A 12,653-nucleotide genomic window follows, 5' to 3' on the forward strand; every position below is an offset into this window, starting at 1 on the left:
AAAGAAGGGCTAAGAGATAAGCATGTCGAAATGCAGGATGAAGACTATAAATTATTGGAATGGGTTCTTGGATTGACTAATCCAAATAATATCACATTGGAATATGGGGGACCGATGCCTCATTTTGAAGGCCGCAGCAATATAGACGAGCTTGAGAGGCAGCTCGTCTGCTTAATGAATATATGCAAACATTATTGAAATTTCCCCAGTCTAGGCACCTACTTTATCAGCTTAGAGATTACTTTAAACTCGGGAGTTCCTGCTTTCTTTAACAGATCAAATACTACCGTTTCTGTATTCGTTATTACCGCTCCCATATCTCTCATCAGAGATAAGCCGTTTTTGTGATTTTCCTTAGTTCTTGAGCAAACCCCGTCACTTACAATAAACACATCATATCCGTTTTCAATTAAATCCTTTGCAGTTTGAAAAACACATACGTGGGTCTCCATTCCCGTAATTATGATCTTCTTTCTGCCTGTATTTTCAAGTTCTTTTTTAATTTCTTCAAGGTATGCTGAAAAATTTACTTTTTCAAATTTTTTTGCCGTTTTTAATCCTTCCTGCAGTTCAGGAACCGTACCGCCTAATCCCTTAGGATATTGTTCCGTATAAATTATAGGGAATTTCAGTTCTTCCGAAGCCGAAATCAAAATATTTGTCTTGTCAATTACCTGTTTCCCATATTTCATAACTTTTACAAGTTTGCCCTGAATATCAATAATAAGTAAAACAGCATCCTTCGTATCCAAATTAAATCTGCTCACCTTTCATGCCTCCTTCAATTTTCTCTACAAAAGTATAATAACATTGATAAGCAACGGTATCAATGTTATTATACTCTCTCATATGTGATTGAAATATTAAGATTGCAAGTTATTCTTAACAAATTTTAAAACATTATTGGCATGTTCCGCTACTTTTACTTTCCTGTATTCCTTTACCAATATTCCTTTTTTGTCTATTATAAATGTACTTCTTTCAGTTGAAAAGCCGTTTTCTTCCTTACCGCTCTTTGGCTTAAGTACACCATATAGATTGTGTATTTCCCCGCTTTCATCACTAATCAATGGAAAAGGAATACCGAGATCGTTGCAAAAACTTTCATGAGATTTTGCACTGTCTCTGCTTATTCCTAAAATCTCAGTATCCGCTGCTTCAAATTCAGGATATAAATCCGTAAAATCCATAGCTTCAAGAGTACAGCCAGGAGTGTTATCCTTAGGATAAAAATAAAGGATCACATTCTTCTTGCCGATAAAATCAGAAAGTTTCATATCATCATTATTTTTTGATTTAAAAGTAAAATCCAGAGCCTTCTCTCCTACAACAGTTTTAATATTTTCATCCATAAAATTCACCTCATTTCATTAAACTATTACCCTGTTTTGAGGTAAATAAAACTTAAATATTAAGAAAGTAAAAATGCGGACAACCCAATTGAATAAAAACTTATTATCAATACCGTAACTACTATCAATATGGATGCTGTGAAGCCTACAATAGCCACAACAATTGTCTTCCACCAAATAGGCATCTTGTTATACCTCGTTTTGATAACTATTATCCCTATGATAAATAAAATAATGCAGACAGCCAAAACAGGAACCGAAACATTTATTAACGCAAAATCAAATATCCTTCTTATCGTCACCTTTGATCCACTCCCTCTGATTCATTGGGAAAACACATGGAATGATTTCATTTATTTAAATCTTCTTTAATGTCTTTCATCTTTTTTACAACATCAAAATATTTTCTTTCCAGTTCAGTCTTTTTCTCTTCTTTACAACTGCTGATTTTAAAAGAAATATAAGAAAGTTCCATTTCCAGTTTGAAAAGTTCTTCTTTTTTATTAATATCACTATTACTGGTATTCAGCCAGCTTTTTTTATCAATATAGTAATTATATCCTCCCTCATATTTAGTAAATCCTTCATTGCTTATTTCCCATATTTCCTGAGCCATTTTGTTTATAAAATATCTGTCATGAGAAACAAATAATATTGCTCCGTCATATTCCGAAAGGGCATCTTCTATTATTTCCTTTGTAGGAATGTCAAGAAAATTTGTAGGTTCGTCGAGAATAAGAACATTGGTTTTCTCAAGAAGTATTTCGGCAAAGGAAACTTTAACTTTTTCTCCGTAACTCAAATCCCAAAGTTTCTTATAGATATCGTCTCCTTTAAAAAGTAAGCTCCCCAAAATATTTCTTATTGAACTTTCGTCAAAGGAAATCCTCTTCAAATTATCTAATACTGTCATGTCCATATCCAAATTTTCAAGTTCCTGAGAAAAATATCCTATCTTTGCCGACGGGGATATATAAATTTCCCCATCAATTTTTATTTTTCCTATTATTCCTTTAAGAAAAGTACTCTTTCCCACTCCGTTTTTCCCTATAATAGCTACTTTTTTATTCTTATACAAATCAAAGCTTATATCTTTAAACAGTACCTTATCGTAGGATTTTGACAACTTTCTCCCTTTAATTAAAATATCTCCGGTTTTTTCTTCATCCCTTTTGAACTTTATATTAACATTTTTAGGTACGAAAGGCTTTTCTTTTTCCTCCATATTTTTAATTCTTGATATTATAGCTTTTGATCTTTTAGCAACCTTAGCAGACTTATGCCTTTGGAAATCATTTTGGGACATATTATTGTATCTCTTGGATTTTTCCATATGTTTCCTTGCCGCTTTCTCCAACTCTTTTCTTTTATTTATATATTGATGATATTCAAGTTTTATTCTCTCTGTTTCCTCTTTTTTTTGATTATAATAGAAAGTATAATTTCCACTATATTCTTTTATTGTTTTATTTTCTAATTCAAATATTTGTGAAACGGTATTATTGAGGAAATACCTATCATGAGTCACTATGAAAACTGCCCCTTTGAAGTTTTTGATAAAATTTTCAAGCCATTGAATTGTTTCATAATCCAAATGGTTTGTAGGTTCATCCATTATAAGTATGTCGGGGTTCTGAAGAAGAAGCTTTATAATATATAACTTAGTTTTTTCTCCTCCGCTCAAAGTTTCTATAGGACGATTTTCAGCACCATTCAATTCAAATTTTTTAAGCAATTCAAGAAACTTTCCATAGCTTTCACTTTTATTGACAATCTGATTAACACATTCAAAATTTTTATCGTTACGTAAAAAAAGATTCTGAGGCAGATATCCCCATCTTCCGTTAATTTTAACACTTCCCGAATCCTTTTCTGTTTGAGAAGTAATTATTTTTAAAAGTGTAGTCTTGCCAATCCCGTTTTTTCCTATCAATCCAACCTTGTCATTTTTATATAATTTAAAGGAAATATCCTTTAACAATTCTCTGTCCCCAATGGACTTTGATACGTTTTTTATCTCCAATAACATATATTCATCTCCTCCCAAAAAAATACAGCTATAGATTTACAATCTATAACTGTATTTTGTAACTAATATAAAAATCTTGCTTTCCCTCAATTAACACTTTCATAGAAACCCTTTTTTATAACCCATAAGAAAGTTTCATTTTCCCTAATATATATTTGACCTAATGAGTTTTAAAAAGATTCCTTAATTTGTTTATGCCTCGATAGAAACTTTTTTACAAAAAATATAAAAACTATGAACACACAAGTTCATAGTCCTCTTTTCAATATTTAATATATATATCATACAGAAACGGACATATAAACCTTATATATAAAAACATCCTATTGAGTTTTCATAATATATAATGCTTACATGTATTCTCACCGATTTGTACCTCCCATATTTATATCCTTATATTATCATAATTTTAATAATAAATCAACAAATTGAAATTACTCATCCCTCATTCTATTTCAAACCAATTTACAGACCTGTCCTCTTTAAATCCTAAGGACTTGGCAAGCTTTATAGAATTTTCGTTTTCCTGTTCAATATGGGCAAAGGGTAATTTACCTTCATTCCTTATTTTCTTGATAACATCCAAAGTTACAGATTTTCCATAACCTTTTTTTCTGTATTCGGGAAGAACATGTAAAAAGCCTACCGCACCGTCATCCTGAGTTATACACCAAGCTGCTAACTTCCCGGAACTGTGTATCCCCGAGCTTAATCCTTTTTTAATTCTATCCTTAACATATTCAACTGATATGTATTCCTTGTAATCGGAATTTTGATAAATAAAATCCGCATCATCTGTTTTTAAATCGGATGTAGCATGTTTAATATCCGGCAATAATATATCTTTCGGAACAAAAAATCTCATAGTAGATAATTCCCATTTGATTTTACTTCCTTTAGTTAAAATAGGAATCATCCAATCCTCTATTATTGCAAAGCATTTATCATCAATCTTTAATTTTTCTTTTACGGCTTCCAATTCTTCCTTTGAATCGGAACTTATATAAACCCAGTTTCTATCGCTTCTTCCCTTAGCAATAACGGAATTCCCTACTTTTTCAATATAAGAAACAGGGTAATCATTCATAAAATTTATCATATTTATATTTTTAACTAAATCCTTTTGTAAATAATTCAAAATATCATTTATATTTTCCATGTCATATGCACTCTTCTTTCTTAGTCTAATCAAATTTTATTTTAAAAGTCTGTTCAATTTCTCCAAGATTGATAATCCAAAAATAATTTCTCACAACTCCCCTCAATTTATTTGACACACATATGAAAACACTTCATATATCTCGGGATATTCAAACAAAATCCCGCTTTTCAACATTTGCTTAAATTCAGCGGAAGTAACCCATTTTACCTCATCTACTTCATCTTTCTGAAGTACAAAATTTTCAGTACTCATATCTATTCTGACAAGATATAAATCCCATATTAAATTCGAATTATTTCTAAATATTCTGCGTATAAAACTGCAGTCCTTTTTATCTACGGCAATTCCCAACTCTTCATGTATTTCACGAATACATCCTTCAAGAGAACTTTCTCCTGAAATCATTCTACCGGTAGTTAAAGCCCATATGCCCGGCAGTACTTCACAGTTTTCACTTCGTTTCTGTATCAATATATGATTGTCCGGATTAATGATCCATGCCTCCATAGCTAAATGGTACTCCTTCTTTGAAAAGATACTTCCCTTTGATACCTTTTTACCCGTTGATTTTCCTTTTTCATCGTAAATATCCCAAAGTTCCATAATCTATCCCCTTCTCGCCATAAAGTATTCACTATCTTACTAAATTATTGTACCATATTTTTTATCTCATTTTCGATTCCCTTTATTCCAAATTCATCAAAATGTTGTACACTATTATACTATTATACTATTGTAATCTTACACTCACATCATTATGGTATACTTACGTGTTTGCTGTAAAATAAAATTACCCAATATTGCAAAGTAGAATTCCCCACTTTTGCAGAGGTAATTTCCCCAATATTGCAAATGCCATTGCAGACATCTGACCAATATATTATCCTTGTAATTGATTAGATTGCAAGGAGGAAATGGAGATGCTAACAATGGCACAAATATATGATATCAGAAAACTTTACTTTGAGGAAGGGAAAAATATATCTCAAATATCCCGTGAAACCGGTTATGACAGAAAAACAATAAGGGAGTATATTAATAAAAATGATTGGAACAAGCCTGTTCCTGCAGTTAAAACAAATATGGAATTTTCTAAACTTGATCCTTACAAGTCAATTATTACCCAATGGCTGGAGAATGATAAGAAAGCAAAAAAGAAACAACGTCATACAGCCACCAGGGTCTATAACAGACTGAAAGAAGAAATCGAAGGTTTTGACTGTTCTTACCGGACAGTAGCGGCTTTTGTAACATTAAAGAAAAAGGAAATTTTTCATACCGAAAAAGAAGGATATTTGCCGTTGGAGCACCCTGCGGGTGAAGCACAGGTTGATTTCGGGGATGCACAGTTTTATGAAAATGGCGTACTTCATGACGGAAAATATCTGAATGTATCTTTCCCATACAGTAATCAGGGATATCTTCAGTTATTCTATGGAGAAAATATTGAATGTTTGTTGGAAGGATTGAAAGCAATATTCGAATATATAGGAGGTGTTCCAACCCGGTTATGGTTTGACAATACGAAGACGATTGTAACCAAAATACTGAAAGAAGGAAGCCGTAACCTGACTGAAAAATTCATGAGATTTCGGGAACATTACGGTTTTGATACTGTATTCTGTAATCCTGAGGCAGGGCATGAAAAGGGGAATGTTGAATCAAAAGTAGGATACCACAGGAGAAATATGTTAGTCCCCATTCCGAGATTTCAGGAATTAAGGAAATATAACGAGGAATTACTTGTCAAATGTAATGAAGACGGAAACAGGGAGCATTACAGAAAATCAGATTTTATCAGTAAATTGTTTGAAGAAGATAAAAAGAATTTTTTACCGCTGCCTGCAACAGAGTTTGATACAGCAGGATATCATATAGTACATACAAACGGATATGGGCGATTTTATTTAAACAATGGATTACATGAATATTCCGTTTCACCAAAATACGCAAATACCCGTGTTGTAATCAAAGTCACATCTTCATATGTGATACCTATGGATGAAAATCAAAACGAAATTGTTCGGCACAAAAGATTATACGGAGATCATAAACAGCAAAGCATGAAGTGGCTTCCCTATCTGAGGCAACTTGCTAAACGGCCTGGGGCATTAAAATACAGCGGTATCTATAACATTATGCCGGAAGATATGAAGAAATACCTGGATAAATGTAAAAGAAGCGAGAGAGGGAAGATACTATCCGTAATAGCTTCATTAACAGAGAAAAATGGTTTTGAGAATGCAGCACAAACAGTAACCCAAGTACTATGTTATGATGCAGTGGATGTAGACAGCCTGATAAGCATGCACAGGCATTTATGCAGTGAGATAAGGGAATTACCTCCGATGAAAACAGAAAGCAGAATACCCCGACTGAAACCTACGAAAACAGATTTATCAAAGTATGATAAGGCATTGAAAAAATGGGGTAAAAGGACATGTTAGATAAAGAAATCAGAGAATGCTGTAAACGTCTCAGATTAAGTCAAAACCTGGCAGAACAGGCACAGACAACGGAAGGGGAAAATCATCAGGAATTTTTACTTAAACTACTGCAGGAAGAAATAGAACACAGAAAAACAGCAAGAATAGATAAACTAATAAGCAAGGCAGGATTCTATAGTATAAAAACATTTAACGGATTCAAGTTTGATGAAATAAGCCTGCCTCCAGGTGTTACACCGGAGTATTTAAAGGAGTTAAAGTTTTGTGAAAGCAAAACAAATATCATAATGTACGGAAATGTAGGTACAGGGAAAACTCACTTATCCATAGCATTAGGAGTAGAAGCTTGTAAAAAAGGGATGGAAACCCGTTTTTACCGTACGGCAGCATTAGTTAACAGACTGTCGGAAGCAAAGAAAGAAGGAACCTTAAGCAGTTTTATGAAAAAGATTATGAAAGCGGAACTGATTATATGTGATGAATGGGGATATGTACCCCTTGATGTAACAGGAGCCCGGCTGTTGTTTGAACTTATATCCGAATGCTATGAACAAAGAACACTGATTATAAACACTAATATTGAATTTTCAAGATGGATAAATGTTTTTTATGATAAAGATATGACAGCCGCAATACTGGATAGAGTTTTACACCACTGTCACCTGCTGCTTTTCCCCGGGGAGAGCAACAGGATGAGAGAATCAAGTATTTCGGCTTAGTAACCGCAGAATAAAAAGTTGAAAGATGGCTGCAATGATCAAAAATTCCCCACCTATGGGGTGAGGAAAAAAATTTGCAAAAGTGAGGAATTTCCTCTTGCAAAAAACAACTTACGTTTTGATAAATAAAAGATCATGTTTATTTTATTCAAAGAAGCATCTTCACTATTTGCTTAGTAATGAGATATACTCCCCTTAACCTTTACTATTTTAATTGAATGATTAAAAGTTAAAATTCCTACACCTACCCATATTAAAGAAACTAATGTTAACATACCAAAAGATCTATTAAATAAATCTAAAATAGTTTTTGAATTATATATAGATTGATTAATAGATTCCATTGACCAATAGAAGGGAAATGCTTTAGCTATATATCTAAATATATTAGGAACTGCTGTTATGGGTAAGATTAGACCAGAAAAAAATAAAATTACATTCGATGTTGCTCTTGCTACTGCTTGTGCTTTTTTATATATTATAGATAAACCTGCTACAGCATAGCCTATTCCACATAGCCCCACAAGCGTCATTAGAATATTGATTAATAAATTAATATAACTTATATTTAATTTAAATAAATCTGCTAATCCAAAAGAAAGCGTACATAGTAGAATTACAAAGATTATTTGTAATGTTTCAAATAAGTAGTTAGCTATTAATTTGCATAAAGTAATTTGTCCTACCTTAGATTTAGTCATAAATATTTGTTCAAGAGTTCCTTGTCTTGCTTCGTCTTGTATTATTATTGATACAGATTGAATGGCGGTAGTCGTATACCACCACAATATTAATCCTATTAAGAAATAAAGTATTTCAATGCTTTCTTTTGATTGCTTTTCCATTCCATAAAATAATCCTAAAAATAAAAGATACATATTTATATTATAAAATATATAGTTTAAATAATATGATTTAAAATCGCCAAATAAATTCACAAACTCCGCCTTGATAGCATTGCCAAATTTATTCATAAAACCCCATCCTTTTAATTTTTTTATATAACATTAGCTTTACACCTACATTAATATTGATTTAATGTGCCTTTTATCCGAGCCTTCTCCTCACATATTTTAAATATAAACACACCAAATAGTATCCAAAATAAACAACTTATAATTAAGTAAATAAAATTTGAACTCCTAACAATTTTAAATAACTGAAAATCATTTCTAATTAAATCATTTAAAGTGTTCATCCCCCAATGCAATGGTAAAACTTTCGAAAGATATATAAATGCCTTAGGTAATTTATCAAGATCAATTATTATGCCAGTAAAAAATAATAACAAATTTGAACATGTTCCTGCAACTGCCGTAGTTTTCTTATAAATTATAGATAACCCAGCAACTGCATAGCCTATACCATATAAACCTGATAACGTTAAAAAAAAGATTATTAATGTCCATAACCAATTTATCGATTTGATAAAGCTGAAGGGAATTTTAAATGTAATAACACATAATACAAATACAAAAACACCTTTTATCGTATCAAATATAATCTGAGACATTATTCTATTAAATAACACTTTTATGAAACTGCTTCTTGTAACAAAAATCTGTTCTAATGTACCCTCTTCTGCTTCTTCCTCAATTATTATAGCTATTAAATCAATGGCATGAACTCCGTAATACCATATCATAAGTCCAATCAATAAATTAAAAGTATCTATTGCAGTTCCATTACTTTTTTGAAACGCATAAAATATTCCAAGAAAAAGAAAAAATACATTTAAATTGCCAAATAAATAATTAAACCAATAGGCTTTTAAGTCTCCCATTATTTTAACTATCTCCGCACCTAATAATTTAAGGTTTCTCATTTATAGCACCTTCTTCTAAGATTCTTCTATAAATAGCTTCAAAATCATATTCCTTTTTATTTATATTAATAATATCTAAACTGTCTATATTTTGAGCTATCCACTTCTTGCTAGTTGTATTTATTATTATCAGATTTTCCCTATTATCTATTACTTGGTAATCAGTTTCAATTAATTCGTTCATTTGCCTTTTAAAACTCTGCTCTGTAATAACTAACTCATAAGTATCTTCTTGTCCTATAATATTTTTTAAATTACTTAAATAATCATCTTTAACTAACCTACCTTCTTTCATAAATACTACTCTGCTATCTAAATTTTCAATCAAACGCACATCATGTGTTGTTATCATTATAGTCTTGTTGGATTTTTCTGATAATTCTTTGATAATGTTTTTAACAATGCTTGAAGATATTATATCTAATCCCAATGTAGGTTCATCCAGAAGTAATATATCAGGTTCTTTCATAAGAGCAACCATAATTGCCACTTTCTGTTGCATCCCTCGTGAGAATTGTTTAACCATATCATTTTCTCTGTTTTTTAAATCAAATAGGTTTAAATAATATTCAGTTCTTTCTTCTATTTCTCTTTTAGATAAATTGTTAAGCAACCCAAAATATTTCAGGTTTTCCCTAGGCGTAAGATAATAGTAAATATTTCTTGATCCTTCCAAAACAGCACCTACTTTATTTTTAGGAATATTAGAATTTTTTATAACACTTTCAGAATCTATAGTTATTTCCCCACTAGTAGGTATTATCAATCCACTAATACACTTTATTAATGTAGTTTTCCCGGCTCCATTATGACCTAAAATACAAACAATCTCTCCTTTATCTACTTGTAAATTGATATGATTTAGAGCTTGTACTTTTTTATTGTTTTTACCAAATTCTTTTGAAATATTAGATATCTTTAGCATATTTACCTACCTTCCTTTAATTTATAAAAATTATACATTACAAAAACCCATATTACTAAGTATACATTAGTGAATCTGTATTTTTTATCGATTTTTGTCGTTGATTTGTTTTTTCCCCTAACATTATTTTTCTATTCATAAACGTTAGTGTTGCACTAAGATGAATGCACTTAAAGTCATGGGTACGGTTATCATGACTGTTTTATCAACATGAAGAACCGTATCCTTGATTAGACAATTTCAATCCTCTTTGATAAAAAAGATAAAAAAGCGCTAATATTATTTTTGACTACACTTTTCTATTTTCTGCCTTAACTTCGGAGTAAAACAATTAGATCTTTAGGAGACAGCCCTGATTTTAATGCAAAAAAGACGGCAAACAAAACGTCCCTATGTATGCAGCCATTTTTTAACCATACTATGACATTATAGTATTGATGGAAATAATAAAAGATAGAAATTTAACTTTGTTCATGACTTTTATTCCTAAAAACTTTATAGAATACAATTGTAAAAATTAAAGTTCCAATAAAAATATAATAAACTCTATTCAGATTTAGATATTTAAACAATATAGTTATCAGCATTAAAATAATCATTCTAAGCGATGAGTATATAAACGAAACGATAGATTGATAGTGAGTGCTTGTACTCTTATCTTCAATCGAATCTAAAACATATATTTCAAAGTGTATTGACAAATAAGAAAATATTATCTGTTGTAAGACAATTGCAATAAACAGCAAACCTATATTATTGCTTAAAAGCTCAAATAAAATGCTGTTTTTATAGGAACTATAATTGCATTAGTATCAAATACTTCACATATATATACAAGTTTTTTTAAACTCATTTTATTTTTCATAATTTTGTTTTCTTCCATAGTATAACCACTGAAATTAATTCGGTTGTATACCTCCAATTATTAAATTCAATTTTATTAAAATATTACTTCCTTCCTCCAACTTTTACATATAATAACTTAATGCTCGATTTCAGGAGGAACATTAACTTTTTTTACCGTAATAAAGCATAAAATTCCGATAACAGTTGCATATATTCCTGCAAACATAAATATATACATTACGGGTACTCTGTCTCCTACTATACCGGCTATAAGCGTGCTAAGAGGAATTGAAATAACACTTAAACTGGAAACAATCCCTATTATCCTGCCTCTGAATTTCTGCTCCACCTCTCTGAGCATAAAAATATCAAGATTGACCGCTGAAACAGTGACAAACAACGATTGAAGGAAAAACATGACATATATTATAAACCTTCCCTTAAATATTGATGTCCCCAAAATAGACAGCCCCATTCCAATCCATCCATAGGAGATAAGTTTTTTGCTCTGAATATGCTCGGTTAAAGTAGAAGCCGTGGAACCGACTAATATGCCGGCAATTAAACTTACAGTCTCAATAACGCTGTAGTCAATTGACCCTCCGCTAAATTTTTCATCAATAAAAGCAGGTAATAATGGTCCTATAAAGGATACGACATTTATTAGAATCGCAGCAACAACTATTCTTTTCAATAAAACATTGCTACTAAGTACTCCCCAGCCATCACGAATTTTTCCTAATAAATTATCATTTTTATTAATATCAATGGAAATAGATCTCTGAGGGATATTGATAAATACAATAATCACGCTGGCTATAAAAAACGTTATACTATCAATAATTATAGCTGTAAATCCGCCGAAAAATTCAATAACAAATCCCACCGACAAGGTTCCGATAAAATTAAATATATCTGTTATATATCTTAATGTCCCCGTTGCACCTGCGATATTTTCTTCCCCCGAAATGTCAGGTAAAATGGATTTGCTCGCAGGTCTTATAAAAGTCTGGGCTATATTGGATAACACGATTGCCGACAACGCTACAGACAGCGATAATTTTTCATTAATCAAATAAAATAAAGCAACACAGAAGGTAACAATAAATCCGATAAAATTAGAAAACATTAAAATCCTTTTTCTATCATAGCTGTCGGATAACGCCCCCGCAATAGGTGAAAGTATCATAGATGAAATATGCCATGCAACTCCCACCATAGCACTCTGCAAAACCGACCTGGTAGAATCATATACAAGCAGGAGAATAGAAGTATCAAAAAATATATCTCCGAAGCTTGATATTCCTTGGGATAGTGCAAAAAATAAAAAATTTTTGTTTTTCATTAT

Annotated in this window: 14 protein-coding genes; 3 read left to right on the top strand and 11 right to left on the bottom strand. The window is 31.3% G+C overall.

Annotation, left to right across the window (positions count from 1 at the left end):
• Window positions 1–30 precede the first annotated feature (30 nt).
• Window positions 31–198: a hypothetical protein gene (locus tag EQM13_RS18270; RefSeq protein WP_159429062.1), complete on the top strand. Its 168-nt coding sequence runs from the start codon at window positions 31–33 to the stop codon at window positions 196–198.
• A 20-nt stretch (window positions 199–218) separates the two neighbouring features.
• Here EQM13_RS18270 and EQM13_RS12605 read toward each other — a convergent pair whose 3' ends face one another.
• The 6 genes from EQM13_RS12605 to EQM13_RS12630 form a co-directional block, all read right to left on the bottom strand.
• Window positions 219–767 (bottom strand): hydrolase, encoded by a 549-nt coding sequence (locus tag EQM13_RS12605; RefSeq protein ID WP_128752870.1) that lies wholly within the window; start codon window positions 765–767, stop codon window positions 219–221.
• A 96-nt stretch (window positions 768–863) separates the two neighbouring features.
• On the bottom strand, window positions 864–1,352 hold the full coding sequence (locus EQM13_RS12610; RefSeq protein ID WP_114219320.1) for a peroxiredoxin: 489 nt from the start codon (window positions 1,350–1,352) through the stop codon (window positions 864–866).
• 59 nt (window positions 1,353–1,411) lie between these two features.
• Complete coding sequence (locus EQM13_RS12615) at window positions 1,412–1,654, bottom strand: hypothetical protein (RefSeq protein WP_114219321.1); 243 nt, start codon at window positions 1,652–1,654, stop codon at window positions 1,412–1,414.
• Window positions 1,655–1,701: 47 nt separating this feature from the next.
• The gene (abc-f, locus tag EQM13_RS12620) at window positions 1,702–3,381 is read right to left on the bottom strand and encodes a ribosomal protection-like ABC-F family protein (RefSeq protein WP_128752872.1); all 1,680 of its coding nucleotides are present in this window, start codon (window positions 3,379–3,381) and stop codon (window positions 1,702–1,704) included.
• 445 nt (window positions 3,382–3,826) lie between these two features.
• Window positions 3,827–4,540 carry a GNAT family N-acetyltransferase gene (locus EQM13_RS12625; RefSeq protein WP_128752874.1) on the bottom strand — a complete coding sequence of 238 codons (714 nt, stop codon included), beginning with the start codon at window positions 4,538–4,540 and terminating at the stop codon, window positions 3,827–3,829.
• Window positions 4,541–4,642: 102 nt separating this feature from the next.
• Window positions 4,643–5,146 carry an NUDIX hydrolase gene (locus EQM13_RS12630; protein ID WP_071140498.1) on the bottom strand — a complete coding sequence of 168 codons (504 nt, stop codon included), beginning with the start codon at window positions 5,144–5,146 and terminating at the stop codon, window positions 4,643–4,645.
• A 326-nt stretch (window positions 5,147–5,472) separates the two neighbouring features.
• Between EQM13_RS12630 and istA the strand changes: the two genes are divergently transcribed.
• Together istA and istB are read left to right on the top strand one after the other, a co-directional pair.
• A complete protein-coding gene (gene istA, locus EQM13_RS12635) occupies window positions 5,473–6,990 on the top strand; it encodes an IS21 family transposase (protein ID WP_406565247.1) in 1,518 nt (505 codons plus the stop codon).
• Window positions 6,984–7,709, top strand: a complete 726-nt coding sequence (istB, locus tag EQM13_RS12640; RefSeq protein WP_128751668.1) for an IS21-like element helper ATPase IstB — start codon at window positions 6,984–6,986, stop codon at window positions 7,707–7,709. The genes istA and istB overlap by 7 nt, the downstream gene beginning before the upstream one ends.
• Before the next feature lie 173 nt (window positions 7,710–7,882).
• Here istB and EQM13_RS12645 read toward each other — a convergent pair whose 3' ends face one another.
• From EQM13_RS12645 to EQM13_RS12660, 5 genes are all read right to left on the bottom strand, one after another.
• The gene (locus tag EQM13_RS12645; RefSeq protein ID WP_128752876.1) at window positions 7,883–8,683 is read right to left on the bottom strand and encodes an ABC transporter permease; all 801 of its coding nucleotides are present in this window, start codon (window positions 8,681–8,683) and stop codon (window positions 7,883–7,885) included.
• 50 nt (window positions 8,684–8,733) lie between these two features.
• Window positions 8,734–9,492 carry an ABC transporter permease gene (locus EQM13_RS12650; protein WP_161567240.1) on the bottom strand — a complete coding sequence of 253 codons (759 nt, stop codon included), beginning with the start codon at window positions 9,490–9,492 and terminating at the stop codon, window positions 8,734–8,736.
• Window positions 9,493–9,520: 28 nt separating this feature from the next.
• Complete coding sequence (locus EQM13_RS12655; RefSeq protein WP_128752880.1) at window positions 9,521–10,459, bottom strand: ABC transporter ATP-binding protein; 939 nt, start codon at window positions 10,457–10,459, stop codon at window positions 9,521–9,523.
• Between the two features lie 760 nt (window positions 10,460–11,219).
• Window positions 11,220–11,381, bottom strand: a complete 162-nt coding sequence (locus tag EQM13_RS18275; protein WP_161567241.1) for a hypothetical protein — start codon at window positions 11,379–11,381, stop codon at window positions 11,220–11,222.
• Between the two features lie 60 nt (window positions 11,382–11,441).
• Window positions 11,442–12,650: an MFS transporter gene (locus EQM13_RS12660; RefSeq protein ID WP_128752882.1), complete on the bottom strand. Its 1,209-nt coding sequence runs from the start codon at window positions 12,648–12,650 to the stop codon at window positions 11,442–11,444.
• Window positions 12,651–12,653 lie beyond the last annotated feature (3 nt).

It is taken from the genome of Acidilutibacter cellobiosedens, assembly GCF_004103715.1.
In the GTDB taxonomy this organism is placed as follows: Bacteria; Bacillota; Clostridia; order Tissierellales; family Acidilutibacteraceae; genus Acidilutibacter; species Acidilutibacter cellobiosedens.

Excerpts from the sequence above, each read along its gene's own strand:
- EQM13_RS18270 (WP_159429062.1), top strand. The coding sequence starts at position 31 with ATGCAGGATGAAGACTATAAATTATTGGAATGGGTTCTTGGATTGACT.
- EQM13_RS12610 (WP_114219320.1), bottom strand. The coding sequence starts at position 1,352 with ATGGATGAAAATATTAAAACTGTTGTAGGAGAGAAGGCTCTGGATTTT.
- abc-f (WP_128752872.1), bottom strand. The coding sequence starts at position 3,381 with ATGTTATTGGAGATAAAAAACGTATCAAAGTCCATTGGGGACAGAGAA.
- EQM13_RS12625 (WP_128752874.1), bottom strand. The coding sequence starts at position 4,540 with ATGGAAAATATAAATGATATTTTGAATTATTTACAAAAGGATTTAGTT.
- EQM13_RS12630 (WP_071140498.1), bottom strand. The coding sequence starts at position 5,146 with ATGGAACTTTGGGATATTTACGATGAAAAAGGAAAATCAACGGGTAAA.
- istA (WP_406565247.1), top strand. The coding sequence starts at position 5,473 with ATGGCACAAATATATGATATCAGAAAACTTTACTTTGAGGAAGGGAAA.
- istB (WP_128751668.1), top strand. The coding sequence starts at position 6,984 with ATGTTAGATAAAGAAATCAGAGAATGCTGTAAACGTCTCAGATTAAGT.
- EQM13_RS12645 (WP_128752876.1), bottom strand. The coding sequence starts at position 8,683 with ATGAATAAATTTGGCAATGCTATCAAGGCGGAGTTTGTGAATTTATTT.
- EQM13_RS12650 (WP_161567240.1), bottom strand. The coding sequence starts at position 9,492 with ATGGGAGACTTAAAAGCCTATTGGTTTAATTATTTATTTGGCAATTTA.
- EQM13_RS12655 (WP_128752880.1), bottom strand. The coding sequence starts at position 10,459 with ATGCTAAAGATATCTAATATTTCAAAAGAATTTGGTAAAAACAATAAA.
- EQM13_RS12660 (WP_128752882.1), bottom strand. The coding sequence starts at position 12,650 with ATGAAAAACAAAAATTTTTTATTTTTTGCACTATCCCAAGGAATATCA.